Genomic DNA, 26,247 nt, shown 5'->3' with positions numbered 1-26,247 from the left:
CCTTGTCAAGAACCGGAGGATTGATATCTGGATACTCCAAATTTCCAAAGCAGTATGGCAGGAATCAGAAAGAGACACCCGGCAATGGGCAGCAGCCCATACCATGCATGCTCTGCTTTACCTGTTAAATAAAGAAACGGATAGTACTGAAATAAGGAAAAGGGCACGATGTAAGTACAGATCGTAACAACAGTCTTTCCATAGACTCCAATGGGATATTTTCCGTACTCCCTGGCACCGTCTGTAAATACATTCATAAATTCCAGTCCCTCCAGAGTAAAAAAGCAGATGGAAGCAAATATAAGGTAAATAGAAGCAAATACCACAACTCCTCCCAGAACCATAAGCGCTATGACGATGATGCGGAAAGGAGTCCAGTCTATGGTGCTGTATAAAATTCCATATGCGAACATAAGAAGGGTCTGTAAAAGCCGTCCAATACGGGTAAATTCTATTTTGCTGCATAATACAGTGAAGAGGCTGTTTCTCGGACGAAGAAGAATCCGGTCAAATTCGCCATTTCTTATGATGGAATCAAAGGTATCCAGACTCCGAAAGAAAAGCTCTGCAATGGTAAAGGCCATAAGCGTGATGGAAAAGCAGAGCAGCACTTCCTCATAAGAGAAGCCTTTTACCTGTTGAAAACGGTCCATCATGAAGTAGACTCCTAAAAACAGATTAAAGGACATCAGGAAAATTCCAATGGTATTTAAAAGAAAAGAGACCTTATGCTGCATGATACATTTTAAGTGAATGATACAATATTTTTTGTACAAATATAATGATTTCATATAATCCCTCCTTTCAGCCGCCCTGAATTACAACACGTTTCAAAGCCCTTTGCTCCATGGCTCGTCCGATGAGTAAAAAGGTGATAAACCAGAAACACTGTAAAAGAAGGCTGATATACATCTCCCTGCCAGTCAGATCTCCCCCGAAGATACGGAAAGGAACATTTTGTGCAGAAGCAAAGGGAAGGACATTTACGATTTCCCGGATACCATCTGGCAAAAAGGGCAAAGGAATCACCGCTCCTCCTAAAAATTCAGAGACGGAAGAGGCCAGGAGCTTAATACCCTGGGAAGAGATGGTATAAAAAACGGACATATAAACGATCATTCCAAAGGCGATCACAAGGAGAAATGCAAGTGTCATGGAGAGCAGGGTAAAAAACCATGTTCTAAAGTCCGCCGGTAATGTAAGTCCATAGGGAGCTGGGAGAAGCCAGGCAAATAATAAGACTGGGATACATCGAAGCACTGCCTTGGATAGACGGACAGCCATGCCCCGGACAAACCACATATTATAGAGACGTACCGGCCGGCAGAGCTCATAAGCCACATCCCCGTTTGTAATAGAATCAAACAGCTGAGATTCCCAGAACCAAATCAAATAGAGAGCCAGAAACGCCTGCTGGAGCCACACATAATTGGAAAGTGCCTGAAAGGTCATGGGGAAGCTTTCCGGAGATGCCTGGTAGAAGGCGCGGAATAATAAAATCTCCATGATGCCCCAGATAAACTGAGTGATCATGCCGGAAACAGCCGCAGTCCGGTATTGAAGACCATGGATGAACCGAATACGGAAAAATGAAGCGTATTTTTTCATGTTCCGCCTCCTAAATATCGTAGTCCCGGTAAAGGGCAGCGATGATTTCGTCCAGGGTTGCATTTTCTCTTGGCTGGTGAGTCATTAAATCTGGAAGGGACCCATCAAAAAGAAGCGTACCTTTTCCAATTAATAAGACCCGGTCCGCCAGGGCTTCAATGTCCTGCATATCATGGGTGGTAATAAGGACAGTGGTGTTATGCTTTTTGTTCTGCTTTCGGATAAAATCCCGTACCGCCAGCTTGGAAACAGCATCAAGGCCGATGGTAGGCTCATCCAGGAACAAGGTCTTTGGACTATGTAACAGAGATGCGGCAATCTCACAGCGCATTCTTTGGCCCAGGGATAGCTGTCTGGCAGGAGTTTTTAATAGCTCCTTAAGAGATAGAAGCTCCGTCAGTTCTTCTAAATTTTCTTCATAGGTTTGTGTTGGGATTTCGTAGATGTCTCGCAGAAGCTCGTAAGAGTCAATGATTGGGACGTCCCACCATAGCTGGGTCCGCTGGCCAAACACCACGCCAATGTCCTTTACATGCTCTTTTCGTTCCTTCCAGGGAATGCGGCCGTTTATGATACAGGTACCGTCATCCGGGGTGAGGATTCCGCTTAAGATTTTGATGGTAGAGCTTTTTCCGGCTCCGTTCGGTCCGATATAGCCTACCATTTCTCCGTCTCCAATGGAAAAGGAGATGTCAGAAAGAGCGCGGATGGTTTCCGTCTCTCTTTGAAAAAGTGCCTTAATGGCCTGGGAAAAGCCGGCGCTTCTTTTTGCGACTTTAAAAGTCTTGTTCATGTGTTCCACTTGAATCATGTTAATTCCTCCTGGTAGTAATATTTTGGAACGTGATCCTTCCGGCAGCGGACAGTGAAAATCTGTCATAACTGGTGGGAGCGTTCTAATATCTTGCCAAGCGGTGAGCACAGCCGGTCCATAGACCATAGCGCCTCTCTCCGGAAATTATAAATTTCCGGGGACCCTACCGTGGTATAAATATTCTCTTTTCCTGAAAATCAGATGTGATCATAGAATGGAAAAGGAACTTTAGTGTACCACCCTTAAAAACCAGTGTCAAGTCAGTGAGTGTAATGTCTTGACAAATAGATGAGATGTGATAGTATAAACATATGAACAGTTATTCATATAATAATATTAACTACAAGGAGGTATGTTATGGAGCTGGATCTTAAAAAGAGCAGAGCAGAAACTGACTTCGATCAGTGTGATTTTATCTGTGTCCATGAGAGTGTAGTGAGCCAGGTATTAAATGTTATGCCGAAAGAACAGGAGCTTCTTGATCTGGCTGAATTCTATAAAGTATTTGGTGATGCCACACGAATTAAGATTCTATATGTACTCAGCCAATCGGAGATGTGCGTATGCGACCTGGCAAATCTATTGCAGATGGGACAGTCAGCTATTTCCCATCAGTTAAGAGTATTAAAGCAGATGCGTCTGGTGAAGTTTCGCAGAGAAGGTAAGACTGTTTTTTATTCTCTGGCAGACGGTCATATCGAGACCATTCTGGCTCAGGGAATGGAGCATATCAGCGAGTAGGGAATAAAAAGAATAAAAAACAAGGAGAGAGTGATAATATGAAAAAGATCGTTAAATTAGAAGGGTTATGCTGTGCCAACTGTGCAGCTAAGATTGAAGAAGGGGTTAAGAAATTATCCGGCGTGGAAAGTGCTTCTTTAAGCTTTATGACACAGAGACTGACCATGGAAGTTCAGGAAGATAAGACTGATGAGATTTTGGAAGCTGCCAGAAAACTTGCAAACAAGATTGAGCCAGAAGCAGAATTTAAGGTAGTACGGTAAGACTAAAGGAGCTTTTATGACTAAAAAACAAAAAAAGATGATAATCAGGCTTCTCATAAGCGCCCTGTTCTTTGCGATCGGGATGCTTTTTGAAGGTAGGACATCCTGGTATCTGGTTCCATTTATAATTTCCTATCTTGCAGCAGGCTATGATGTGCCTTTGAGAGCCGTCCGCAGTATGAAGAACGGCCAGGTTTTTGATGAGAATTTCCTTATGACCATAGCTACCTTTGGAGCCATAGCAATCGGCGCCATGGAAGAAGCCGTAGGAGTCATGCTGTTTTATCAGATCGGGGAGCTTTTCAATGACTATGCAGTCAATAAATCGAGAAAATCCATTACAGAACTGATGGATATCAACCCGGAATATGCCAACCTTTTAAGAGACGGGAAGGAAGAAAAGGTAGATCCTTATGAAGTGGAAGTTGGGGATACCATTGTTGTAAAGCCTGGAGAAAAAGTACCTCTTGATGGAGTGGTGATAAAAGGAGCCAGCGAGCTTGATACCAAAGCCCTTACGGGAGAATCCATGCCTGCTGAAGTCAAAGAGGGTAATGATATTATCAGCGGTTCCATTAACTTAAACGGTGTTTTGGAGATTCAGGTCACAAAGCTCTTTGATGATTCCACAGTAGCGAAGATTTTGGAATTAGTGGAGAATGCCAGCTCCAGAAAGGCAAAGGCAGAGACATTTATCACCCGGTTTGCAAGAGTCTATACACCTGCGGTCGTGGTTCTTGCCCTTCTCCTTGCCGTAATTCCTCCGTTGTTGTTTGGCGGAAACTGGAATACCTGGATTTACCGTGCCTTAAGCTTTCTCGTTGTTTCCTGTCCCTGTGCTCTTGTAATCTCAGTTCCCTTAAGCTTCTTTGGAGGCTTGGGAGCGGCTTCCAGTCATGGAATTCTATTAAAGGGAAGCAATTATCTGGAGTCCATGGCTTCCTTAGGTACCGTAGTCTTTGACAAAACAGGTACCCTTACCACTGGAAAATTCAAGGTCACCGACATAGAAGCAGTAACGGGTTCTAAAGAGGAGCTTTTAAAGCTGGCGGCTTACGGAGAATATCATTCCAATCACCCGATTGCCCTTTCTGTAAAAGAAGCATATGGAGAGCCACTTGACAAGACCATGATTGGACATGTAGAAGAGACGGCAGGCTTTGGCATTCGGTCTGAACTGTTTTTAGACGGGGAAACAAGGGAAATTTCCGTTGGTAATATGAGGCTTATGGAACAGCTTTCTATTTCCGTTCCTGAAAATCAATCAGTCATAGGAACCACTCTATACGTTTCTGAAGGAACCACATACTTAGGTTCCATCACCATATCTGATACCGTCCGGGAGGACGTGCCCATAGCCTTAAAGGGACTGAAAAGGGCAGGTGTGAAAAAGCTGGTCATGCTGACTGGTGACAAACCAGAGGTTGGTCAGGCAGTTGGAAAAGCTCTGGGTCTTGACGAGGTTCATGGAGGGTTGCTTCCAGGGGATAAAGTTCATAAGGTAGAAGAACTCCTTAAGAATCAGCCGGAAGGAACTATGCTGGCATTTGTGGGGGATGGAATCAACGATGCTCCTGTTCTTGCAAGAGCTGACGTTGGTATCGCCATGGGCGGAATCGGATCTGATGCTGCGGTGGAAGCAGCTGATATTGTCATCATGACCGATGAGCCGTCAAAGCTTACAGACATCATACTGATTGCAAGAAAAACCATGAAAATCGTGAAGCAGAACATTGCCTTTGCCATTGGTGTGAAGGTTGTAATTCTTATTCTGTCGGCCATGGGAATTGCTACCATGTGGGCGGCTGTATTTGGTGATGTAGGTGTTTCTGTACTGGCTATTTTAAATGCAGTCCGTGCCTTAAAGTATAAAATCAAAGATTAAAAACACGTTGACAAATTTTTTGACAGCTGTTATATTTTACACATATGAGGTGGTGCGAAGACGGTCCATGAAAAGGCTGTGTTTGCCCACCCTTTTTTTGGAGATACTTCCTATTAGGATATTTCGTTTCCCATAAGGCAATTATGCAGGTATGGAAGCGCACTGTGACAGAGAGTCCCTCTTTAGGACTCTCTATTCAAGGATTAAGAAAGGGAGATGTATGATGAGCAAATATAGCAAGGAAGATATATTCCGTATTGTGGAAGAAGAGGATGTGGAGTTTATCCGCCTTCAGTTTACGGATATTTTCGGTATGATGAAGAATGTGGCAATTACAAAGAACATGCTTCCAAAAGCCTTAGACAACCGCTGTATGTTTGATGGTTCTTCTATTGAGGGCTTTATCCGAAGCGAAGAGTCTGATATGTATCTCTATCCGGATCTGGATACCTTTGAGATATTCCCATGGCGGCCGCAGCAGGGCAAGGTAGCGAGGCTGATTTGTGATGTATACAACCCGGATCAGGCCCCATTTGAAGGCGATCCCAGATTCGTGTTAAAAAAGGTGCTTAAGAAAGCACATGATATGGGATTTGTATTTCAGGCCGGCCCGGAGTGTGAATTCTTTCTTTTCCATACCGATGAAGAGGGGCGTCCGACGACCCATACTCACGAGACCGCCAGTTATTTTGATGTAGCACCCATTGACCAGGCGGAAAATGTTCGCCGTGATATGGTGATTTCACTGGAAGAGATGGGCTTTATGATTGAAGCTTCTCATCATGAAATCTCACCGGGTCAGCATGAGATTGATTTTCAATATGCAGAAGGCATTGTTACAGCTGATAACATTATGACCTTCAGACTGGCTGTTAAGTCCATTGCGAAGCGTCATGGTCTTCATGCTACGTTTATGCCAAAGCCAAAGGCAGGAGTCAATGGTTCCGGAATGCATATTAATATGTCACTTTCCGATTTAAACGGCAACAACATGTTTAAGGACAATGAAGATGAGCAGGGATTAAGTAAAACAGCGTATTCCTTTATCGCAGGCATTCTCCACCATATGAAGGGAATGACCATTTTGACCAATCCTTTAGTCAATTCCTATAAACGCCTTGTTCCGGGCTATGATGCACCGGTTTACATTGCATGGTCCGCAAAGGCAAACAGAAGCCCATTGATCCGCATACCTTCCTCCAGAGGTTCCAGCACGAGAATTGAGCTTCGCTGCCCGGATTCTGCAGTCAATCCTTATCTGGCACTGGCAGCCTGCCTGGCGGCCGGACTTGATGGCATTGAAAATGGAATGACACCGCCGGAGAGCGTGGACAGCAATGTATTTGCCATGCCCGAGGAAGAGATTTTAAGCAGAGGAATTGAACAGCTTCCGGAAACTCTGGGAGAAGCCATTGAAGCGTTCCGGAAAGATGAATTTATGAAAAAAGTGTTAGGTGAGCATATTTTCACCAAATATCTGGAAGCAAAGGAAGCTGAGTGGCACATGTTCCGTGCCCAGGTAACTGACTGGGAAGTAGAAGAATACCTGTATAAGTATTAACTATTGTATCCCTGATACGGTTATCTGGAGGTGAGAGTGCTTGACCAATGTGATTGTGGCATTTTCCAAGGCGGAGGATGCGAAAAATATAAAGAATATACTAATGAAAAACGGCTTTTTCGTCTCCGCGGTCTGCACCTCTGGTGCACAGGCAGTCAACAGTGCAGATGAACTTGGAAGCGGAGTGGTGGTATGCGGCAGCAGATTTGCAGATATGGTATATCAGGAGGTTTACGAATGCCTGCCTCCGGGAGTGGAGATGCTTTTGGTGGCATCTCCAAGCCAGTGGACCGGAAGGGCGCCGGATGATATGGTCTGCCTTGGTCTGCCTTTAAAGGTTCAGGATCTTGTGAGCACTCTTGGTATGATGTTGGAGACCATTGCAAGAAAGCGGAAGAAGTTAAAGAGCCAGCCAAAGGAACGAAGCAGAGAAGAGATCGAGACGATTCAGCAGGCAAAGGAGCTTTTAATGGAGCGAAACCACATGTCTGAATCAGAAGCCCACCGTTACATTCAAAAGTGCAGTATGGACAGCGGAACCAATATGGTTGAAACGGCTCAGATGATCGTGAGTTTGATTAATCAATAGAAGTTGAGGAAACAGTTATGAAATTTACAAAAATGCAGGGAATTGGTAATGATTACGTATACATCAATTGTTTTGAGGAAACGGTTCAAAATCCGGCAGAGCTTTCTAAAAAGGTGAGCGACCGCCATTTTGGAATCGGTTCCGATGGACTGATACTTATCTGCCCCTCTAAGACAGCAGACTGCCGGATGCAGATGTTCAATGCAGATGGATCAGAAAGCGAAATGTGCGGAAATGGAATCCGCTGTGTGGGTAAGTATGTTTTTGATCACAAGCTGGTGGATAAAACAGAATTTGATGTAGAGACAAAGGCAGGGATCAAGCATTTAAAGATCACCGAAGAAAATGGTAAGGCAGTTAAGATTACTGTTGATATGGGAATTCCGGAGCTGACCAGTACAGTGCCGGAGCCCATTGTAATTGACGGTAAGGAGTATGAATTTATCGGTATTTCCGTGGGAAATCCCCATGCAATCTATTATATGGAAGGCATCGATGATCTGGACCTTGAATCCATAGGTCCCTCCTTTGAAACCCATGAGCGTTTCCCGGAGCGGACCAATTCTGAGTACATTGAGGTAATAAAAAAGGACTATATTCGTATGAGGGTATGGGAAAGAGGCAGCGGTGAGACCTGGGCCTGCGGAACTGGCGCTACTGCCAGTGCAGTAGCCTCAGCACTGAGCGGACGGACCTTAAACACGGTAGAGGTAGAATTAAAGGGCGGCAATCTGACCATTCACTGGGACAGAGAGGGCAGTGGTCATGTGTTTATGACAGGGCCTGCGGTGGAAGTGTTTGAGGGAGAATTTGACATTAACAATCTATAAGATAAAGCAGGAGGAACCTATGGTTAAGGTAAATGAAAATTATTTAAAGTTTCCGGGAAGCTATCTGTTTTCCACAATTGCAAAAAAAGTGAAAGCTTACATCGAAGCAAATCCTGATAAAAAAGTAATCCGTCTTGGAATCGGCGATGTTACCATGCCTCTGGCTCCATCTATTGTTGACGCTCTTCACGGGGCGGTAGAGGAGATGGGAAATGCAGAGACATTTCACGGCTATGCACCGGATCTTGGGTATAGCTTTTTAAGAGAAATCATTGCAAAAGAAGATTATATTAAAAGAGGCTGTCAGATCGAGGCAGACGAGATTTTTGTTTCTGACGGTGCCAAAAGTGACTGCGGCAACATTCAGGAAATCTTTGATGAGAGCAGTATCATTGCAGTCTGTGATCCTGTGTATCCTGTATACGTAGACTCCAATGTCATGGCAGGAAGAACCGGAACCTATGATGAGGTAACCGGAAAATGGAGCAAGGTGGTCTATATGCCTTGCACAGCAGAAAACGGTTTCGTTCCTGAGCTTCCAAAAGAGGCGGCAGACCTTATATACTTATGCGTTCCAAACAATCCAACAGGAACCACCTTAACCAGAGACCAGTTAAAGGCATGGGTGGATTATGCCAATAAAACAGGTGCAGTGATTCTTTATGACGCTGCTTATGAAGCGTACATTGCAGAGGACAACGTTCCTCACTCCATTTATGAGATTGAGGGCGCGAAGACTTGTGCCATTGAATTCCGTTCTTTTTCTAAGAACGCCGGATTTACCGGAGTACGTCTTGGATTTACCGTAATTCCAAAGGAATTGACCCGTGGCGGAGTGGCTCTTCACGCTCTTTGGGCAAGACGTCATGGAACTAAATTTAACGGAGCCCCTTACATCATCCAGAAGGCTGGTGAAGCCGTGTATTCCGAAGCAGGAAAGGCACAGCTAAAGGAACAGGTGGCATACTACATGAGAAATGCCAGAGTCATCTATGATGGGTTAAAGGAAGCCGGCTGTGAAGTCTACGGCGGAGTCAATGCTCCTTACATCTGGCTGAGAGTGCCGGAAGGAATGACCTCCTGGGAGTTTTTTGATCTGCTTTTAGAAGAAGCCAGTGTGGTGGGAACTCCTGGAAGCGGGTTTGGACCAAGTGGTGAAGGATATTTCCGTCTCACTGCATTCGGTACTTATGAAAATACAGTAGAAGCCATGGAACGGCTTAAAAAAATGCCTTCCTTAAGAAAATAAATGTTGACAAGTATTTGATAATTAGATATTATTAAGTGTATGAAAGATTTATAAGATAACGGCTTAATTTATAAGAACAAAAGCGTTCAGTACTTAGGAAGTACTGGCGCTTTTTTTATTTCAAGGAGGAAGATATGGACGATATCGATAAGAAAATAGTGCAGACCCTGCAGAAGAATGCTCGGGCATCCTTAAAGAACATAGCAGAAAATACTTTTTTATCCTCACCTGCAGTTTCCTCCAGAATCGAGAAGCTGGAGCGGGAAAAAATCATTACAGGGTACCATGCTTCCGTAGATCCGATGAAGCTTGGTTATCACATCACAGCATTCGTAAACCTGGATGTATCACCAATTGACAAGCTTCAGTTTTATTCCTATATGGAATCCATACCAAATGTGCTTGAATGCAATTGCGTGACAGGAGATTATTCCATGCTGATAAAGGTGGCATTTCAAAGTACCATGGAACTGGATGTTTTCATCGGCCAGCTTCAAAAATACGGAAAAACCAACACTCAGATCGTATTTTCCACTCCGGTAGGACCAAGAGGCGTGGATGTGATGGCGGAATTAGCAGAAAAAGAATAAAATTTATAAAAAATGTGGTACTTGAGAAGCTTCTCTCACATACGTTATAGAATAGAGGTATGTGAAAGGAGTTTTTCTTTTGGCTGAGAGACAGATCGTAGTGATAGATGCCGGCCACGGCGGTGCAGATCCTGGTGCAACCTATAACGGACGGCAGGAAAAGGATGATAACTTAAAGCTTGCGCTGGCAGTAGGTAAAGTTCTTGCAGACAGCGGACTTGATGTCAGATATACAAGAATTGACGATACCTACAATACACCTCTTGAGAAAACCATGATGGGAAACGATGCAGAAGCAAACTTTTTTGTTTCCTTACACCGAAATGCAATGCCTGTTCCTGGTTCTGGTTCCGGGGCTGAAGTCCTTTTATTTGAAAATAAAGGCCCTCAGGCTATGCTGGCAAGCAACATCATGGAAGCCTTAAGTAAGACCGGATTTAGTGATTTAGGAGTCATTGAACGCCCGGGATTGGTTGTTCTTAGAAGGACAAATATTCCGGCGGTTCTGATAGAGGCTGGATTTATAGACAATGAGGAAGATAATCATCTGTTTGACCAGAACTTTACTGAGATCGCACAGTCCATTGGGAACAGCATCGTAGCGACCATTCAGGAGCAGACAGAATCCCAAACAGAATATTACCAGATTCAGACTGGAGCGTACCGGGTGCGTTCACTTGCGGAAACGCAAATGAATGATTTAAAAGCCCAGGGATTTCCGGCTTTCATCGTTTTAGAAGACGGACTATATAAGGTTCGGGTGGGAGCATTCCATAATGTTGACAACGCGGTACAAATGGAGCAGGCCTTAAGACGGTACGGGTACAATACATTTATGGTCAAAAGGCCGGCTGTATTATGAAAATGGGTCGCCGGGACGAAGGCTTTATAAGAAAGGCCCCGCCCCTGCGGCTTTTTTTGTATTTCAGCTTGACAAACCCTCCTGGTTCCCTTATTGTCTGAATCAGAAAGATAGACAAGGAGAGACAACATGATTCAGGCAGTTATATTTGATATGGATGGGGTTTTGATTGACAGCGAAGGCGTGTATTTAAACTATCAGCTTGCATTCGCAAGGACAAAGAATCCTGCTGTAACAATGGAGCAGCTTTACCCCATGGTGGGTGCCACAAAAAAGGACTCCTGGGAAGTGGTGGAACGGGCGGTGAACAATGGACAAACCTGGGAGGAGCTTCGAAGTGAGTTTCGAAAAAAGGACATTTATGAGGAAATCGATTACAGAAAGCTCTACCGTAAGGAAGCCACAGAGGTCCTGAACACACTAAAAAGTGAGGGATACAAGCTTGCTCTTGCATCCTCTACCCACTTAGAGCTGGTGGAACGGGTTCTTGTTGAAAATGGGATACGTGACCTATTTGAAACTGTGGTCAGCGGCAATCAGTTTAAAAAAAGTAAGCCTGACCCGGAAATCTATCTCCATACGGCAAGCTGTCTCGGTGTAAAGCCAGAAGAGTGCCTGGCCGTAGAGGACTCCACCATTGGAATTACAGCAGCTCACAGAGCGGGAATGAAGATTGCTGCTGTGATTGATGAGAGATATGGCTTTGACCAGAGTCTGGCAGATTACAGGTTACCCAGGGTAAAAGATGTATTAGAAGTGGTGAAACAGGCATAGGATATGATAACGACAGAATTTCAGGAGGAATTGCTTGAAATATATCAGCGAGCTGTTAAAAGGCGTTATCATAGGTGTGGCCAACATACTTCCGGGAATCAGCGGCGGAATGCTTGCCATAACCATGGGAGTATACGACACGATTCTCCATGCGGTTACCCAGCTGTTTAAGGAGCCCGTAAAGAGTATACGGACGTTGCTTCCATACGGCATCGGGGCAGTGGCGGGAATTGTGTTTCTTTCTCTGGCTTTTGAATATCTTTTTCATACATATCCCCTTCAGACTAAGCTGGCATTTTTAGGGCTCATAGGAGGTGGGCTTCCAACCTTGTTTCGAAAGTCCTTTTCCAGGGAACATAAGGACAGGAAAAAAGGAATTTTGACTGCGGCAGTAACCTGCGGAGTGGTCATATTAATTACCGTTATTGCAGAGACGATAATCGCATCCGGAAGAAACGGCGGAGGAATGAACACACTTTCAGGGGCTTATTACCTGACTTCCGGTAAATACTGGGTGGTGACCTTGTTTCTTGTGGGGCTTCTGGCGGCAGGCACCATGATTGTTCCAGGTGTCAGTGGTTCTATGATTATGATGATGCTGGGATTTTATGAACCCATTTTACAGACGAACAATGCCTGTATCAGAGCTTTGTCTGTCATGGACTTTCATGGATTGTTCTATTATATCCTGGTATTACTGCCTTATTTCACCGGTATGGCTTTAGGGGTATTTTTCTTTGCCAAAATCGTGGAGGGCCTCTTAAGAAGTCATGAATGCCAGATGTACCGGGTTATCATCGGACTTGTGTTTTCATCCCCATTTGTGATTTTATGGAATATCCCATGGCAGGGCATAAAACTCTATGAATTAATGGGTGGAATATCCCTGGCACTTCTTGGATATGTAGCGGCAGACCTTTTAGGAGGAGAAGGCTGATTTTATGGCTTTACAGCATAGAAAGGGAAGGCGTCTGAAATGCATTGATTATAAATCAAATGCATTTCAAATGCCTTCCCTTTTGGTGAAGCCCTCAAAAATTTAAGAATATTCCGCAATCCTGGTAATGCCTACATAGATATGAGAAATCCGGTACCAGGTGGCAAAATCTATGATTCCGGTTACAGGAAGATTGAAAATTCTCTGGAACTGGCGAACTGCCTCAGCAGTCTGTTCACCAAAAACGCCGTCAGCCGTAATTCTTGGAATTGCTGTATAAACACCTGCTATGACAGCAAGCTGATCCTGAACCTGCTGAACCTTATCGCCGGTGGCACCTATGGTTAAGTTATAGCCAGGGAAGGAGGAGGGAACACCGGAAACCTGCTCTGCCGTGTTGATGTACATATCGCTTCCATAATAATTACGAAGGATCTGAATCGCTGTGTAGCCCTGTTCCCCAAGGGCGCAGCTCCCCCATTGTGACATCCAGTTCGGACACCGTACGCGCTGTCCGTCGCAGTACTGCGTAAGTATGGGCTGCCTGATTCCAGGACGTGACAGATAGCTGTTAAAAATTTCGTCAACGACCTGAGAGATACTTTCATATATGTTCCGCTCATGGATCCATTTATGATCAAAGGCAGTGGAAGAGGTTATGGTAAAATCATATCCCTGGTTCCGGTACCATTCGGTATACACACGGTTTAGGGTAAAACTCATAATTGCCAGAACATTGGCTATAATGGTTTCCCTGGGCCATGTTGCATAGATCTCGCTGGATGCCACGTTCTTAATGTAATCGCCGTAAGGCACGTAATAATTAGGAGCGGTGGGGTCTGTGGGAACACCGTCATGTACAATAATTGTCTGGGGAACCACCACTCTGCTAAGAACGATTTCACCGGTTTCCGCTACCGTTTTCACTTCTGATTCCGCAATCTTTGGAGGATATTCGCCGTATAAGGTATGGTCCGGGATAACGATGGGAACATCGGGAGATACTTGATCTTGAATGGGAGTCATTCGGGCAGGCTGCAAAGCAATGGTATCTGCAAGAATCTGGGTGCCTGAGATGGCTACCGGCTCAAAGCCTTGGGCACGGATCATCAGCGTGTATTCGGAGTAAGGCTGTTCAAGGCCTGGTGAAAGGCTTAAGTCCACAGGAGGTGCAGCAAGACTTACGAGTTCAGTCTGACCGGAAGCATCCGTAACTACCTGCTCCAGAGTACTAGTGGGGTCTCCTGTATAAGAAATGGTAATTTCTGCATCTGGAATGGGAAAGTTATTTTCTGCAGAGACAACATTAACCTGAAGGGAACCGATTGAATTGTTTTCCTGCGCTCTGTAAATCGTATATGGATTCATAGAATGCCCCTTATAACAATAATTGTTATAAATATATTACAGTAGAAATGGAATCATTACAAAAGTCCCCCGCAGATTGGGGAAAATCCATTCTGCGGGTGGCTTTTTAGAAAAATGAATTTTTAGGCTCTTTAAAAATAGATTCCACATAATTGCGCATTTCATCCCGGCTGTCAACGTTTCTTGCACCGTCGATAATGGAGTTCCTCTGAGATTCAGGAAGTCCTGCAAAACGGTTTAAAATATCGGAGTGCTGAGCCAATTCCATGGTAAAACCAATGGGCAGATCGCTGTTATCTATCATATTTATCACCTCATTACTATTTTCCCCGAATAGACCCTAAAGTATACTTTTGAATAATATTCCATCTCTATAAGTGCATAATTATACATTAGTTACATGGTAAAACACTGAATATTCAAAAAATATGAATAAAATTTAATAAAAGAAATACGAAAAAAACAGTTGAAAAATGTCACGAGATAATGTATAATCTATTCAATTTGGGCTGATATCAGAAAGCTCAAAACATACCATTAAGAAAGGATTGGGACTTTGCGTATGAAAGCTTTTTTAATACTGGAAGACGGTACTGTATTTACAGGGACGAGCATTGGTTCAACACGGGAAATTATTAGCGAAATTGTATTTAATACTTCCATGACAGGTTATTTGGAAGTCCTCACCGACCCTTCCTATGCGGGGCAAGCGGTTGTGATGACTTATCCGTTAATTGGTAATTACGGCATTTGTCAGGAAGATATGGAATCATTAAAACCGTGGCCGGATGGCTACATTGTCAGAGAATTATCTAGAATCCCCAGCAACTTTAGAAGCGAGGATACCATTCAGCATTTCTTAAAAGAAAACGACATTCCAGGTATCAGTGGTATCGATACGAGAGCCCTAACAAAAATCTTAAGAGAAAAAGGTACGATGAACGGCATGATCACAACCAATGAAGGTTTTGATCTCGATGACGTCATTTCGCGTATGAAAAATTATGAGGTTACCGGAGTCGTAAAAGCCTCTACCTGTAAGGAAACCTTTGTACTTTCCGGAAACGGAAAGAAAGTAGCACTGTTAGATCTTGGCGCCAAAAAGAACATCGCACACTCTCTGCATGAGAGAGGCTGCGAAGTAACCGTATACCCTGCCCTTACAAAGGCAGAAGAGATACTTGCCGCAAACCCGGACGGAATCATGCTTTCTAACGGCCCTGGCGATCCAAAAGAGTGTACGGAAATTATTGCTGAGATCAAAAAGCTTTATGATTCCAATGTTCCGATTTTTGCCATCTGTCTGGGACATCAGCTTATGGCTCTTGCAACCGGAGCGGACACACATAAATTAAAGTACGGACACAGAGGCGGAAACCACCCGGTCAAGGATCTGGAAACAGGACGTGTATATATTTCTTCCCAGAACCACGGCTATGTGGTAGATGTGGATACCATGGATCCATCGGTAGCAGTTCCTGCCTTTGTCAATGTCAATGACGGAACCAATGAAGGACTGAAATACACCAATAAAAACATATTCACAGTTCAGTACCACCCGGAAGCCTGTCCTGGACCTCAGGATTCCAGCTACTTATTTGACCGGTTCTTAAATATGATGGAGGAGAGATAATAATGCCGAAGATTCAGGATATTAAAAAAGTACTCGTTCTCGGATCCGGTCCGATCATCATCGGTCAGGCGGCAGAATTTGATTATGCAGGTACACAGGCCTGCCGTTCCTTAAGAGAAGAAGGGGTAGAAGTAGTCTTATTAAACTCAAACCCTGCAACCATCATGACGGATAAAGACATTGCAGACAAGGTATACATTGAACCCCTTACGGTAGAAGTGGTGGAACAGCTTATTTTAAAGGAACAGCCTGACAGCGTTTTGCCGACCCTTGGCGGACAAGCTGGTCTAAACCTGGCTATGGAGTTAGAAGACAGCGGATTTTTAAAAAAGCATAACGTTCGTCTGATTGGAACCACTGCCCTTACCATTAAGAAGGCAGAAGACCGTGAGATGTTTAAAGAGACCATGGAGAAGATCGGGGAACCGGTAGCACCTTCTGATATCGTAGAGAACGTAGAAGACGGTTTAAGAATTGCCAAAGAGATCGGATATCCCATCGTACTAAGACCTGCCTACACCCTGGGCGGTTCTGGTGGCGGTATTGCCGAGAATCCGGCACAGTGCCGTGAGATCTTAGAAAATGGACTTCGTCTCAGCCGTGTTGGTCAGGTTCTTGTAGAACGCTGTATCTCTGGCTGGAAAGAAGTAGAATACGAAGTAATGCGTGACGGCGCTGGAAACGTGATTACCGTATGTAATATGGAAAACCTTGATCCGGTTGGCGTTCATACCGGCGACAGCATCGTTGTAGCTCCTTCCCAGACCCTGGGAGACAAGGAATACCAGATGCTTCGTACTTCTGCCTTAAAGATCATCAGCGAGCTTGGAATTACAGGCGGCTGTAACGTACAGTATGCCCTTCACCCGGACAGCTTTGAATACTGTGTCATTGAGGTAAATCCTCGTGTGAGCCGTTCCTCTGCCCTTGCTTCCAAGGCAACCGGATACCCCATTGCAAAGGTGGCAGCGAAGATCGCGTTAGGCTATACCCTGGACGAGATCAAGAATGCAGTAACGAAAAAGACCTACGCAAGCTTTGAGCCTATGCTTGACTACTGCGTTGTTAAGATGCCAAGACTTCCTTTTGATAAATTCTTAAGCGCAAAGAGAACTTTGGGGACTCAGATGAAGGCAACCGGCGAGGTAATGAGCATCTGTACCAACTTCGAAGGCGGATTAATGAAGGCCATTCGTTCCTTAGAGCAGCATGTGGACAGTCTCATGTCTTATGATTTTACCGGCCTTACGGATGAAGAACTGACAGAGACCCTTCATCTTGTAGATGACAGAAGAATCTGGGTCATTGCAGAAGCACTGCGAAGAGGCTTCTCCTATGAGAGCATACATGACATTACAAAAATTGATGTCTGGTTCATTGATAAGCTTGCCATTCTTATAGAGATGGAAGAGGCTCTGAAAAAAGGCCCTCTTACCACAGAGCTGTTAAAGGAAGCAAAACGTCTGGAGTTCCCGGATACCGTGATATCAAGACTGACAGGAGTTTCTGTTGAAGAAATTTATGACAGAAGAAAAGAAAACGGCATTACCGCAGCCTTTAAGATGGTAGATACCTGTGCAGCTGAGTTTGCGGCTGAGACTCCTTATTACTACTCCTGTTTCGGAAGTGAGAATGAGGCCATTCAGACTTCCGGAAGGAAAAAGGTTCTTGTCCTTGGTTCCGGCCCAATTCGTATCGGTCAGGGAATTGAGTTCGATTACTGCTCCGTACACAGCACCTGGAGCTTCAGCAAAGAAGGATATGAGACAATCATTGTAAACAACAATCCGGAAACCGTAAGTACGGACTTTGACATTGCAGATAAGCTTTACTTCGAGCCTCTGACTCCCGAAGATGTGGAAAGCATTGTAGATGTAGAAAAGCCTGATGGAGCAGTGGTACAGTTCGGCGGACAGACTGCCATCAAACTGACAGAAGCTCTTATGAAGATGGGCGTTCCCATTCTCGGAACAGCAGCAGAAGATGTGGATGCAGCAGAGGACAGAGAGCTGTTTGATAAGATACTGGAAGAGTGTGAGATTCCAAGACCAGCTGGACACACCGTATTTACAGCGGAAGAAGCAAAAGAAGCAGCCAACAAGCTGGGCTATCCGGTCCTTGTAAGACCTTCCTATGTATTAGGCGGCCAGGGAATGCAGATTGCCATCTCTGACCAGGATGTGGACGAATTTATTGGAATCATCAACCAGATCGCTCAGGAACACCCGATACTGGTAGATAAATATATCATGGGAAAAGAGATTGAAGTAGATGCAGTCTGCGACGGGGAAGATATACTGATTCCAGGAATCATGGAGCATATTGAGCGTGCGGGTGTCCATTCCGGCGACAGTATCTCTGTATATCCGGCCCAGAGCATTGACCATGAGGTGAAGGAGAAGCTGGTGGAATACACCAGAAGGCTTTCAAGAGCCCTTCATGTAAAAGGAATGATCAACATTCAGTTCATTGTCTGCGGAAGCGACGTTTACGTCATCGAGGTAAATCCACGTTCCTCCCGTACCGTACCGTACATCAGTAAGGTAACAGGAATTCCAATCGTGCCCCTTGCAACTCAGGTTATCTGCGGACATTCCATTAAAGAACTTGGCTATGAGCCAGGTCTCCAGCCGGAAGCAGATTATATTGCAGTAAAGATGCCGGTATTCTCCTTTGAAAAAATCCGCGGCGCTGATATCAGCCTGGGACCTGAGATGAAATCCACAGGAGAATGTCTTGGAATTGCAAAGACCTTTAACGAAGCATTATACAAAGCCTTTGCAGGAGCAGGCATCAAGCTTCCAAAGCATAAGAATATGATCATTACCGTAAAAGATTCTGACAAAGAGGAAGTCGTTGAGATCGCCAGAAGATTTCAGGCTCAGGGCTATAAGATATTCTCCACCTCAGGCACTGCTAAGGTGTTAAATGACAATGGGGTAAAAGCTCTTATGGTCCGCAAGCTGGAACAGGAATCTCCAAATCTCATGGATTTGATCCTGGGACATGAAATTGACCTTGTTATCGATACACCGCCTCAGGGCGCTGACAGAAGCAAGGACGGCTTCATTATCCGTAGAAATGCCATAGAAACAGGCGTTACGGTCCTGACCTCATTGGATACGGCACAGGCCTTAGTGACCAGCATGGAAAACAAGGCAAAAGAATTGACACTCATTGATATTGCAAAGGTAAAAAATGTATAAGGGATTGTGATTTTATGATATTTTACATCAACAAACAGGCGGTAGAAATTAAAACCAGATTTGAAAATGCACCATTGACCTCACCAAATGAGGCCTGTGCGGCCATGGGAATGCTCTATAAGATATTTGGTCTTGCGATTCCACAAAAGCGGGAGATGGTAAGTCAGATGAAAGAGGATTTTCATAAGGCGGTAAAAGATCTTCCGGTTCCGTCGGAGTTTGCGAAAAAGATCATAACACTTTTAGATGGATATTATAAAGATGATCCGGTTACCGATGAAATATATGAGCTGTTAAAGTACAGCTACGAGGAACAAAAATAAATAAACCATTAATATAGAAGAAAAGCCGGAAGCGCATTCATTGCATTTCCGGTTTTTCTTATGATTAATCTACTGGTTTCTTTACAAACTGCTTATCAAATTCAGGGTTAAAATAATAGAAGTTCTTAGGGTCAAGATCTCCTTTGATATTTTCCAGTGCTTCTCCAAATCTCTGGAAATGAACGACTTCCCTTGCCCTTAAAAATTTAAGCGGTTCTCTTACATCAGGGTCTGGGATGATACGGATCAGGTTATCATAAGTGGTTCTGGCTTTTTGTTCGGCTGCCAGGTCCTCAATCAAATCGGTGATGGCATCGCCCTTAGACTGAAATTCACATGCATTAAATGGCACTCCGGCAGCGGCAGTGGGCCAGAGAGCTGTGGTATGGTCAACATAGTAGGCATCAAAGCCTGCTGTCTTTGCCTGTTCCACGGATAGATTTTTTGTAAGCTGATAAATGATAGAGCAGATAATTTCTAAATGCCCTAATTCCTCAGTACCGATATCGGTGAGCAGTCCGCCAACTTCCTTGCATGGCATGGAATATCTTTGGGAAAGATAACGCATAGAGGCAGCTAATTCTCCATCTGGTCCGCCAAACTGGCTGATGATAAGAGATGCTGTTTTAGGGCAAGTATTTTTGATGTTTACTGGAAACTGTAATCTTTTTTCATAGGTCCACATTATATCGTTCCTCCTTCCCACGGCAGCGGGCCATCCGACCAGGTGAAATGTCTCTGATCCGGATATTTTGTTTTTGTCTGGCTTTTGTTGTTGGTATCAGGGCACACGCAATTTATGGTAAGAGGTTCAAAGTTTTCAGCAAAGGTCTGTAAAAGCTGTTTTCTTTGTTCCATGGCCTCTTTAAAAGCATCGAGCGCATTTTCATCCAAAGGATGAGTGTCCAGATATAAATTTAAATCATTGACCGTAAAACTGATTTCGTTGATCTGCTGCAGAAGATTGTTTCGGTCTGCCATTACAAATCACCTCCCGTAACGTAAAATGGAAGATTAAGACTGGGGAAAATTGTTCCATGTTTTAAAGCTGCTGCTGGGTCATATGGCTGTTCCCAAGACTGCATGGGAACTGTGGCAATTGCAAGGTGAACTGATTCCGATGGTGTTGCAGGGGGTCTTTTTGATGTGTCATATCCACTAGAAGAAATCGTATTCATAGTAACACTCCTTTCATAGCTGTCTTAATATCTTCTTTTTTATTATGAACATATAAAAGGATAATACTTGACTAAAATTCTCCCATTTTAACCACTGTCATGTTATTGTAATAAATGGTAAAATGAAATATAATTAATAGGACGAGATTAAAATGACAGCAAAGACAGGATATGGGAAAACAAATTAAGACGGGAGAACAGGGTTTTGAGTGACAAAAAATTTGCAGTTTTGATTGATTCAGATAATATTTCAGCAAAGTACATTACATGCATTCTGGATGAGATGACACGATACGGGGTCATTACCTACAAACGAATTTATGGAGATTGGACAAGCGCTCAGATGGGAAAGTGGAAGCTGGAGCTTTTGGAAAATTCTATTACCCCGATTCAGCAGTTTTCCAATACCGTTGGAAAGAATGCCACCGACTCTGCACTTATTATTGATGCCATGGACTTACTTTATACGGACAATGTGGATGGCTTCTGTATCGTTTCCAGTGACAGTGATTTCACCCGCCTGGCAAGCAGGCTTCGGGAATCAGGAAAAGAAGTCATTGGTATGGGAGAAGAAAAGACACCCAAATCCTTCCGCGCGGCTTGTACAGTTTTTACCAATCTGGAAGTTCTTCTGGATCAGGATGAAGAGGGAACCGGCGGCGGAGCCATTGGAAAGGAAGTCATTGAGCAGGATATTACCTCCATCATTTTGGAAAATGATGATAAGAATAAGGCGACCGGACTTGGAGAGATCGGGAACCGTTTGGTAAAGAAGTATTCCGATTTTGACGTGAGAAATTATGGCTACAGCTCTCTGTCTAAATTTTTGGAAGAGATGGACAGCTTTGAGCTTAGAAAATCAAACAATGTAGTGACGGTCCGAATGAAGGACAACCGTACCAAACGCCAGGAGCTGGAAGAATTTGCAGTGAAGCTTGTAAAGGGCTCTGGTAAAAACGGAATGGAGCTTGCGGCTTTAGGTAATGGTATGCACCGGAAGTTTGCTGACTTTAAGGTAAAGGATTACGGGTATTCCACATTTTCCAAATTCGTCCACAGTGTTTCCATGTTGGAAGTACGGGAGAATAAAAACAACAGCAAAGCGGTATTTTTGAAAAAAGAATAATTGGATAATAAAAAGCCGTTGACGGAGCACTCCAAGACGGCTTTTGTGATTTTTTGTCTGTTTCAGGAGAAGAAAAAAGGCAGAAAACCTCGCAGGAATCAGAGTTTTAAGAGAAATGGAAAAAAAAGAAAATAATTGACAAAAAAGTGTTGACAATTAATACAATTCATATTATACTAATGAAGCAGTCGGGAACGAGAGAAAAACAAAGCTCCTGACAAGCACTGGGATCTTAGCTCAGCTGGGAGAGCATCTGCCTTACAAGCAGAGGGTCACAGGTTCGAGCCCTGTAGGTCCCACTGATAAACGAAGCGTTTATCAAACAATTTCATATGGCGGAATAGCTCAGTTGGCCAGAGCACACGGTTCATACCCGTGGTGTCGAGAGTTCGAATCTCCCTTCCGCTATTAACAGACACATTGAAAGTCTGACGTTAAGTCGGGTTCAATGTGTTTTTTATTTTACGAAAAAAGTCATTTCTCCTTTCTTTGACAAGGTTCGCTGACCTTTTTCTTTTTTTTATATTCAATTCTCCTGTTTTATGGTATACTAACAAATAGCAAAAAGTGGAGGGATCCCATGTACTATTTTATTGTAAACCCTAACTCACGCTGCGGACGTGGACAAAATACCTGGAATAAGCTTGAGGGAGCTTTGGAAGCTTCCGGTGTGGAGTATGAAGTTTATTTTACGGAAAAGCCGGGAGATGCGAGGATTTATGCCAGTAAACTGACAAATGGCTGTAAAGAATCCAATGTAATTGTTGCCGTAGGCGGAGATGGTACAGTGAACGAGATTCTGGATGGACTCTGTTTTTGTGGTTCCATAACCTTAGGGTATATTCCTGCGGGATCGGGCAATGATCTGGCAAGGAGTTTAAAACTGCCCAGAAACCCGGTCAAATGTCTTGACAGGATTCTTCATCCAAAGTATTACAAATTAATGGATTATGGGGTTATAACGTATGGGGACGGTGAAGTGGCGCACCGACGATTCATTGTAAGTGCAGGAATCGGTATGGATGCAGCTGTTTGCCATAATATATTATTTTCAAAATCAAAGGGACTGCTTCACAAGCTTCACATAGGAAGGCTGGCTTATCTATTAATCGGAATCAAGCAGCTTGCCCTGGCGAAGCCGTCTAAGGGTCATGTTCTTATAAATGGTGTTCAAAAGGTAGAATTTAATCACGTGTATTTTATATCCGCCCACATTCATCCTTACGAGGGCGGTGGATTCAAGTTTGCACCCGGTGCAAGTTTTGAAGATGGAAAGCTTACGATCTGTATTATGAATAACAGAAAGAAGCGTAAGCTGATTCCTGTACTGGCCTGTTCTTTATTAGGAAGAAAGATACCAAATACAGGGATCCGTTTTTATACTTGTGAGGAAATCTCCATTCACATGGAGCATCCGATGGCAGTCCATACCGATGGGGAAAGCTGTTTTTGTCAAAAGGATGTGCAGATTCGGTGTATCAGTAAAAAATTGCGGGTGATTGTTTAGCAGCGAATGTATATATATAGAAGAAAGGAAATATTATGAGAATTGGACAGGGATATGATGTTCATAAATTAGTAGAAGGAAGAGATCTTATCATTGGAGGTGTAACGATTCCATATGAGAAAGGACTTTTAGGTCATTCTGACGCGGATGTGCTGGTTCATGCTGTTATTGATGCTCTTTTTGGAGCGGCAGCCATGGGAGATATCGGAGAACATTTTCCGGATCAGGATCCGGCATATAAGGATGTATCCAGTATTGAGCTTTTAAAACAGGCTGGTAAGCTATTGGAAGAGGGGGGCTATATTATTGAAAATATAGATGCCACCATTATCGCACAGAAACCAAAGCTTCTTACCTATCGCCCTCAGATGATGGAGAACATTGCAGATGCGCTGAATCTGCCGGTAGGAAAGGTGAATGTAAAAGCCACTACGGAAGAAGGACTTGGATTTACCGGAAACGGCGAGGGAATTTCAGCTCAGGCTATTACCCTTCTTACTTCTGTGGAAGATTACTGTTATGATGATAAAATCATGGGTTCCGGTTGCGGAGGCTGTTCCGGAGGCTGCTGCGGAAGATAGAAACCAATTAACAGGAGGGAGATATTTATGAAGGTTTTTAATACATTATCCAGACAAAAAGAAGAATTCGTGCCATTGGAGCCCTTAAAGGTCAAGATGTATGTATGCGGTCCTACCGTTTACAATTTTATACACATTGGTAACGCAAGACCTATTATAGTCTTTGACACCGTACGAAGATATTTTGAATATAAAGGTTATGAGGTTAATTATGTATCCAACTTTACTGATGTAGATGATAAGATCATCAAAAAGGCAATCGAGGAAGGTGTGGATTCAGATGTCATATCCAAGCGCTACATTGAAGAGTGCAAAAAAGATATGGAAGCTTTGAATGTGAAGCCGGCGACTAAAAATCCTCTGGCTACAGAAGAAATCTGTGGAATGCTTGATATGATAAAAGGTCTGGTTGATAAAGGCCATGCATATGAGGCGGCAGACGGTACCGTTTATTTCCGTACCAAGTCTTTTAAGGAGTACGGAAAGCTGTCCCATAAGAACCTGGAAGATCTACAGTCAGGATTCCGTGAAATAAAAGTGACCGGAGAAGATGGCAAAGAAGAATCCTCTGACTTCGTTCTCTGGAAACCGAAAAAAGAAGGGGAGCCTTATTGGGAGTCACCCTGGAGCGAGGGAAGACCTGGCTGGCATATTGAATGCTCTGTGATGTCTAAAAAGTACCTTGGAGACCAGATTGATATCCATGCAGGCGGAGAAGATTTGATTTTCCCTCATCATGAGAACGAGATTGCCCAGAGTGAAGCGGCCAACGGAAAAGAATTTGCAAAATACTGGATGCACAATGCCTTTTTAAATGTGGATAACAAGAAGATGTCAAAGTCTCTTGGAAACTTTTTTACCGTAAGAGAAATCGGTGAAAAGTATGATTTACAGGTACTTCGTTTCTTTATGCTCAGTGCTCATTACAGAAGTCCGCTTAATTTCAGCGCTGATTTAATGGAATCTTCCAAAAACGGTTTAGACCGTATTCTGACAGCTGTAGATAAGCTTAAGGATCTGGAAGCAGTCATAAAGACAGATTCCCTTCGCGAGGGAGAAGAGAAAAAGCCGGTAGAAGAGCTGGTTGCCAAATATGAAGCTGCCATGGATGATGATTTCAACACAGCAGATGCGATTTCAGCCATTTTCGAATTGGTGAAACTAAGCAATTCCACCACCGATGAAAACAGCTCAAGAGAATATGTGACCTACTTAAAGGAAACCATTGATGAGCTGTGCGGTGTTCTCGGCATTATTGCAGAGAAGAAGGAAGAGATTCTTGACGAAGAAATCGAAGCCATGATAGAAGCAAGGCAGCAGGCAAGAAAAGACAAGGATTTCGCTCTTGCAGATGAGATTCGTGGAAAATTACTGGAGCAGGGTATCGTTCTGGAGGACACCAGGGAAGGTGTAAAATGGAAGAGAGTATAATGACCCTGAACGGATTTTCTGATTTCTTTAAAGAATCACTGCATTTAAAGAAAGTAGATATCAAAAGCTATTCCCCTCTGGCTCTCGCATATATTGGTGACGCTGTCTATGAGGTCATGATCCGAACAAAGGTAATGAATCATGGAAGCACACAGGTAAACAATATGCACAAAAAGAGTGCCAAGCTGGTCAATGCCGGGACCCAGGCAGAGATTATAAGGCGTCTGATGGAGGCGGAAGATTTAACACCGGAAGAGATTGCTGTTTATAAAAGAGGGCGTAATGCCAAGTCAGTCACAACGGCCAAGCATGCCACCATGGCAGATTACCGGACGGCTACTGGATTTGAAGCGTTATGCGGCTATCTGTATTTAAACGGAGATTTAGAACGGCTCATTGCCGTAGTGGGCAAGGGACTTGAACGAATAGGAGAACTGGAATGATAGAGGAATTTACCATAGAGGGAAGAAACGCAGTATTGGAGGCGTTTCGCTCCGGGAAGACAATTGATAAGCTGTACGTGCAAAAGGCAGTTCAGGATGGCCCCATCCAGTCCATTATCAGGGAAGCGAAAAAGAAAGATACCATCATTAATTTCGTAGAGAGAGAACGGCTGGACCAGATGTCTGAAGAAGGACATCACCAGGGCGTAATCGCTCATGCAGCGGCTTATGAATATGCAGAAGTGGAAGATATGTTAAAGGCAGCAGAGGAAAAGGGAGAACCTCCGTTTTTATTCTTATTGGACGGAATCGAAGATCCCCATAATCTGGGTGCCATTATCCGTACCGCTAATTTAGCCGGAGCTCATGGTGTTATCATTCCAAAGCGACGGGCGGTAGGTCTGACAGCAACCGTTGCAAAGACCTCAGCAGGTGCACTTAACTATACACCAGTGGCAAAGGTTACAAACTTAACAGCCACCATGGAAGAATTAAAAGAAAAGGGCATATGGTTTGTCTGCGCCGATATGGAGGGAGAGACCATGTACCGTATGAACTTAAAGGGTCCGATCGGACTTGTGATTGGAAGTGAAGGAAGCGGTGTCAGCAGGCTGGTAAAAGAGAACTGTGATATGGTAGCTTCTATCCCCATGAAAGGGGATATTGACTCTTTAAATGCCTCAGTTGCGGCTGGGGTCCTTGCCTATGAAATCGTGAGACAACGTCTGGGATAACACTGGGGGAGATG

The 26,247-nt window shown here is 43.9% G+C and carries 28 protein-coding genes and 2 tRNA genes; 22 read left to right on the top strand and 8 right to left on the bottom strand.

The window, feature by feature from the left end:
- Positions 1-5: 5 nt before the first annotated feature.
- Genes T546_RS0111450 through T546_RS0111440 form a run of 3 tightly spaced genes read right to left on the bottom strand, consistent with a single transcriptional unit; the run spans position 6 to position 2,419 of the window.
- A complete protein-coding gene (locus tag T546_RS0111450) occupies positions 6-791 on the bottom strand; it encodes an ABC transporter permease (protein ID WP_026891736.1) in 786 nt (261 codons plus the stop codon).
- Positions 792-804: 13 nt separating this feature from the next.
- Positions 805-1,608, bottom strand: coding sequence for an ABC transporter permease (locus T546_RS0111445; RefSeq protein WP_026891735.1), 804 nt, complete (start codon positions 1,606-1,608; stop codon positions 805-807).
- Positions 1,609-1,618: 10 nt separating this feature from the next.
- Positions 1,619-2,419: an ABC transporter ATP-binding protein gene (locus tag T546_RS0111440; RefSeq protein ID WP_026891734.1), complete on the bottom strand. Its 801-nt coding sequence runs from the start codon at positions 2,417-2,419 to the stop codon at positions 1,619-1,621.
- 360 nt (positions 2,420-2,779) lie between these two features.
- Here T546_RS0111440 and T546_RS0111435 point away from each other — a divergent pair, with 360 nt between their 5' ends.
- The 11 genes from T546_RS0111435 to T546_RS0111385 all read left to right on the top strand — a co-directional run bounded on the left by T546_RS0111435 (position 2,780) and on the right by T546_RS0111385 (position 12,703).
- Positions 2,780-3,163 carry an ArsR/SmtB family transcription factor gene (locus T546_RS0111435; protein ID WP_026891733.1) on the top strand — a complete coding sequence of 128 codons (384 nt, stop codon included), beginning with the start codon at positions 2,780-2,782 and terminating at the stop codon, positions 3,161-3,163.
- A gap of 38 nt (positions 3,164-3,201) precedes the next feature.
- Positions 3,202-3,426 carry a cation transporter gene (locus tag T546_RS0111430; RefSeq protein WP_026891732.1) on the top strand — a complete coding sequence of 75 codons (225 nt, stop codon included), beginning with the start codon at positions 3,202-3,204 and terminating at the stop codon, positions 3,424-3,426.
- A gap of 16 nt (positions 3,427-3,442) precedes the next feature.
- Entirely contained in the window at positions 3,443-5,311 is a 1,869-nt protein-coding gene (locus tag T546_RS0111425; RefSeq protein ID WP_026891731.1) for a heavy metal translocating P-type ATPase, read from the top strand.
- Between the two features lie 223 nt (positions 5,312-5,534).
- Positions 5,535-6,872, top strand: coding sequence for a type I glutamate--ammonia ligase (gene glnA, locus T546_RS0111420; RefSeq protein WP_026891730.1), 1,338 nt, complete (start codon positions 5,535-5,537; stop codon positions 6,870-6,872).
- A 40-nt stretch (positions 6,873-6,912) separates the two neighbouring features.
- Complete coding sequence (locus tag T546_RS0111415) at positions 6,913-7,461, top strand: ANTAR domain-containing response regulator (protein ID WP_026891729.1); 549 nt, start codon at positions 6,913-6,915, stop codon at positions 7,459-7,461.
- Between the two features lie 17 nt (positions 7,462-7,478).
- Positions 7,479-8,291 carry a diaminopimelate epimerase gene (dapF, locus tag T546_RS0111410; RefSeq protein ID WP_026891728.1) on the top strand — a complete coding sequence of 271 codons (813 nt, stop codon included), beginning with the start codon at positions 7,479-7,481 and terminating at the stop codon, positions 8,289-8,291.
- A 19-nt stretch (positions 8,292-8,310) separates the two neighbouring features.
- The gene (locus T546_RS0111405; protein ID WP_026891727.1) at positions 8,311-9,540 is read left to right on the top strand and encodes an LL-diaminopimelate aminotransferase; all 1,230 of its coding nucleotides are present in this window, start codon (positions 8,311-8,313) and stop codon (positions 9,538-9,540) included.
- 134 nt (positions 9,541-9,674) lie between these two features.
- Positions 9,675-10,130, top strand: a complete 456-nt coding sequence (locus T546_RS0111400; RefSeq protein WP_026891726.1) for an Lrp/AsnC family transcriptional regulator — start codon at positions 9,675-9,677, stop codon at positions 10,128-10,130.
- A gap of 79 nt (positions 10,131-10,209) precedes the next feature.
- Positions 10,210-10,992 (top strand): N-acetylmuramoyl-L-alanine amidase, encoded by a 783-nt coding sequence (locus T546_RS0111395; protein WP_026891725.1) that lies wholly within the window; start codon positions 10,210-10,212, stop codon positions 10,990-10,992.
- A gap of 129 nt (positions 10,993-11,121) precedes the next feature.
- Positions 11,122-11,766, top strand: coding sequence for an HAD family hydrolase (locus T546_RS0111390; protein ID WP_026891724.1), 645 nt, complete (start codon positions 11,122-11,124; stop codon positions 11,764-11,766).
- A 34-nt stretch (positions 11,767-11,800) separates the two neighbouring features.
- Positions 11,801-12,703 carry a DUF368 domain-containing protein gene (locus tag T546_RS0111385; protein WP_026891723.1) on the top strand — a complete coding sequence of 301 codons (903 nt, stop codon included), beginning with the start codon at positions 11,801-11,803 and terminating at the stop codon, positions 12,701-12,703.
- 102 nt (positions 12,704-12,805) lie between these two features.
- Here T546_RS0111385 and T546_RS0111375 read toward each other — a convergent pair whose 3' ends face one another.
- Both T546_RS0111375 and T546_RS0111370 read right to left on the bottom strand, forming a co-directional pair.
- On the bottom strand, positions 12,806-14,071 hold the full coding sequence (locus T546_RS0111375) for a peptidoglycan-binding protein (protein ID WP_051629778.1): 1,266 nt from the start codon (positions 14,069-14,071) through the stop codon (positions 12,806-12,808).
- A 106-nt stretch (positions 14,072-14,177) separates the two neighbouring features.
- Positions 14,178-14,375: a hypothetical protein gene (locus tag T546_RS0111370; protein WP_026891721.1), complete on the bottom strand. Its 198-nt coding sequence runs from the start codon at positions 14,373-14,375 to the stop codon at positions 14,178-14,180.
- A gap of 258 nt (positions 14,376-14,633) precedes the next feature.
- On the opposite strand from T546_RS0111370, the gene T546_RS0111365 reads away from it, so the two are divergent.
- Genes T546_RS0111365 through T546_RS0111355 form a run of 3 tightly spaced genes read left to right on the top strand, consistent with a single transcriptional unit; the run spans position 14,634 to position 19,233 of the window.
- Positions 14,634-15,704 carry a carbamoyl phosphate synthase small subunit gene (locus T546_RS0111365; protein ID WP_026891720.1) on the top strand — a complete coding sequence of 357 codons (1,071 nt, stop codon included), beginning with the start codon at positions 14,634-14,636 and terminating at the stop codon, positions 15,702-15,704.
- A gap of 2 nt (positions 15,705-15,706) precedes the next feature.
- A complete protein-coding gene (gene carB, locus T546_RS0111360; protein WP_026891719.1) occupies positions 15,707-18,910 on the top strand; it encodes a carbamoyl-phosphate synthase large subunit in 3,204 nt (1,067 codons plus the stop codon).
- A 14-nt stretch (positions 18,911-18,924) separates the two neighbouring features.
- A complete protein-coding gene (locus tag T546_RS0111355) occupies positions 18,925-19,233 on the top strand; it encodes a DUF3837 family protein (protein ID WP_026891718.1) in 309 nt (102 codons plus the stop codon).
- 64 nt (positions 19,234-19,297) lie between these two features.
- On the opposite strand, the gene T546_RS0111350 is transcribed toward T546_RS0111355, so the two are convergent.
- Genes T546_RS0111350 through T546_RS0111340 form a run of 3 tightly spaced genes read right to left on the bottom strand, consistent with a single transcriptional unit; the run spans position 19,298 to position 20,411 of the window.
- On the bottom strand, positions 19,298-19,918 hold the full coding sequence (locus T546_RS0111350) for a manganese catalase family protein (protein WP_026891717.1): 621 nt from the start codon (positions 19,916-19,918) through the stop codon (positions 19,298-19,300).
- Positions 19,918-20,214 (bottom strand): spore coat protein CotJB, encoded by a 297-nt coding sequence (locus T546_RS0111345; protein WP_026891716.1) that lies wholly within the window; start codon positions 20,212-20,214, stop codon positions 19,918-19,920. The genes T546_RS0111350 and T546_RS0111345 overlap by 1 nt, the downstream gene beginning before the upstream one ends.
- Entirely contained in the window at positions 20,214-20,411 is a 198-nt protein-coding gene (locus T546_RS0111340; RefSeq protein ID WP_026891715.1) for a spore coat associated protein CotJA, read from the bottom strand. The genes T546_RS0111345 and T546_RS0111340 overlap by 1 nt, the downstream gene beginning before the upstream one ends.
- 205 nt (positions 20,412-20,616) lie before the next feature.
- On the opposite strand from T546_RS0111340, the gene T546_RS0111335 reads away from it, so the two are divergent.
- The 8 genes from T546_RS0111335 to rlmB all read left to right on the top strand — a co-directional run bounded on the left by T546_RS0111335 (position 20,617) and on the right by rlmB (position 26,233).
- Positions 20,617-21,537, top strand: coding sequence for an NYN domain-containing protein (locus tag T546_RS0111335; protein ID WP_024838333.1), 921 nt, complete (start codon positions 20,617-20,619; stop codon positions 21,535-21,537).
- Between the two features lie 226 nt (positions 21,538-21,763).
- Positions 21,764-21,836: transfer RNA gene (locus T546_RS0111330), tRNA-Val, on the top strand.
- Positions 21,837-21,871: 35 nt separating this feature from the next.
- Positions 21,872-21,945, top strand: a tRNA-Met gene (locus T546_RS0111325).
- Positions 21,946-22,117: 172 nt separating this feature from the next.
- A complete protein-coding gene (locus T546_RS0111320; RefSeq protein ID WP_026891714.1) occupies positions 22,118-23,044 on the top strand; it encodes a diacylglycerol/lipid kinase family protein in 927 nt (308 codons plus the stop codon).
- A gap of 35 nt (positions 23,045-23,079) precedes the next feature.
- Positions 23,080-23,625, top strand: coding sequence for a 2-C-methyl-D-erythritol 2,4-cyclodiphosphate synthase (ispF, locus tag T546_RS0111315; protein ID WP_026891713.1), 546 nt, complete (start codon positions 23,080-23,082; stop codon positions 23,623-23,625).
- Positions 23,626-23,652: 27 nt separating this feature from the next.
- Positions 23,653-25,056, top strand: coding sequence for a cysteine--tRNA ligase (gene cysS, locus T546_RS0111310; protein WP_026891712.1), 1,404 nt, complete (start codon positions 23,653-23,655; stop codon positions 25,054-25,056).
- A complete protein-coding gene (locus tag T546_RS0111305; protein WP_026891711.1) occupies positions 25,041-25,499 on the top strand; it encodes a Mini-ribonuclease 3 in 459 nt (152 codons plus the stop codon). Before cysS ends, T546_RS0111305 begins: the two co-directional genes overlap by 16 nt.
- Positions 25,496-26,233: a 23S rRNA (guanosine(2251)-2'-O)-methyltransferase RlmB gene (rlmB, locus tag T546_RS0111300; RefSeq protein WP_026891710.1), complete on the top strand. Its 738-nt coding sequence runs from the start codon at positions 25,496-25,498 to the stop codon at positions 26,231-26,233. The genes T546_RS0111305 and rlmB overlap by 4 nt, the downstream gene beginning before the upstream one ends.
- The last annotated feature ends 14 nt before the right edge of the window (positions 26,234-26,247 follow it).

This window comes from [Clostridium] aerotolerans DSM 5434 (genome assembly GCF_000687555.1).
In the GTDB taxonomy this organism is placed as follows: Bacteria; Bacillota; Clostridia; order Lachnospirales; family Lachnospiraceae; genus Lacrimispora; species Lacrimispora aerotolerans.
The sequence above is the reverse complement of the archived record's forward strand: the minus strand, read 5'-3'. Positions and strand labels throughout refer to the sequence as shown.

Bases quoted from the DNA above. Each gene is read 5' to 3' on its own strand.
- T546_RS0111450 (WP_026891736.1), bottom strand. From the start codon at position 791: ATGAAATCATTATATTTGTACAAAAAATATTGTATCATTCACTTAAAA.
- T546_RS0111445 (WP_026891735.1), bottom strand. From the start codon at position 1,608: ATGAAAAAATACGCTTCATTTTTCCGTATTCGGTTCATCCATGGTCTT.
- T546_RS0111440 (WP_026891734.1), bottom strand. From the start codon at position 2,419: ATGATTCAAGTGGAACACATGAACAAGACTTTTAAAGTCGCAAAAAGA.
- T546_RS0111435 (WP_026891733.1), top strand. From the start codon at position 2,780: ATGGAGCTGGATCTTAAAAAGAGCAGAGCAGAAACTGACTTCGATCAG.
- T546_RS0111430 (WP_026891732.1), top strand. From the start codon at position 3,202: ATGAAAAAGATCGTTAAATTAGAAGGGTTATGCTGTGCCAACTGTGCA.
- T546_RS0111425 (WP_026891731.1), top strand. From the start codon at position 3,443: ATGACTAAAAAACAAAAAAAGATGATAATCAGGCTTCTCATAAGCGCC.
- glnA (WP_026891730.1), top strand. From the start codon at position 5,535: ATGAGCAAATATAGCAAGGAAGATATATTCCGTATTGTGGAAGAAGAG.
- dapF (WP_026891728.1), top strand. From the start codon at position 7,479: ATGAAATTTACAAAAATGCAGGGAATTGGTAATGATTACGTATACATC.
- T546_RS0111405 (WP_026891727.1), top strand. From the start codon at position 8,311: ATGGTTAAGGTAAATGAAAATTATTTAAAGTTTCCGGGAAGCTATCTG.
- T546_RS0111400 (WP_026891726.1), top strand. From the start codon at position 9,675: ATGGACGATATCGATAAGAAAATAGTGCAGACCCTGCAGAAGAATGCT.
- T546_RS0111390 (WP_026891724.1), top strand. From the start codon at position 11,122: ATGATTCAGGCAGTTATATTTGATATGGATGGGGTTTTGATTGACAGC.
- T546_RS0111375 (WP_051629778.1), bottom strand. From the start codon at position 14,071: ATGAATCCATATACGATTTACAGAGCGCAGGAAAACAATTCAATCGGT.
- T546_RS0111370 (WP_026891721.1), bottom strand. From the start codon at position 14,375: ATGATAGATAACAGCGATCTGCCCATTGGTTTTACCATGGAATTGGCT.
- T546_RS0111365 (WP_026891720.1), top strand. From the start codon at position 14,634: ATGAAAGCTTTTTTAATACTGGAAGACGGTACTGTATTTACAGGGACG.
- carB (WP_026891719.1), top strand. From the start codon at position 15,707: ATGCCGAAGATTCAGGATATTAAAAAAGTACTCGTTCTCGGATCCGGT.
- T546_RS0111355 (WP_026891718.1), top strand. From the start codon at position 18,925: ATGATATTTTACATCAACAAACAGGCGGTAGAAATTAAAACCAGATTT.
- T546_RS0111350 (WP_026891717.1), bottom strand. From the start codon at position 19,918: ATGTGGACCTATGAAAAAAGATTACAGTTTCCAGTAAACATCAAAAAT.
- T546_RS0111345 (WP_026891716.1), bottom strand. From the start codon at position 20,214: ATGGCAGACCGAAACAATCTTCTGCAGCAGATCAACGAAATCAGTTTT.
- T546_RS0111340 (WP_026891715.1), bottom strand. From the start codon at position 20,411: ATGAATACGATTTCTTCTAGTGGATATGACACATCAAAAAGACCCCCT.
- T546_RS0111320 (WP_026891714.1), top strand. From the start codon at position 22,118: ATGTACTATTTTATTGTAAACCCTAACTCACGCTGCGGACGTGGACAA.
- ispF (WP_026891713.1), top strand. From the start codon at position 23,080: ATGAGAATTGGACAGGGATATGATGTTCATAAATTAGTAGAAGGAAGA.
- cysS (WP_026891712.1), top strand. From the start codon at position 23,653: ATGAAGGTTTTTAATACATTATCCAGACAAAAAGAAGAATTCGTGCCA.
- T546_RS0111305 (WP_026891711.1), top strand. From the start codon at position 25,041: ATGGAAGAGAGTATAATGACCCTGAACGGATTTTCTGATTTCTTTAAA.
- rlmB (WP_026891710.1), top strand. From the start codon at position 25,496: ATGATAGAGGAATTTACCATAGAGGGAAGAAACGCAGTATTGGAGGCG.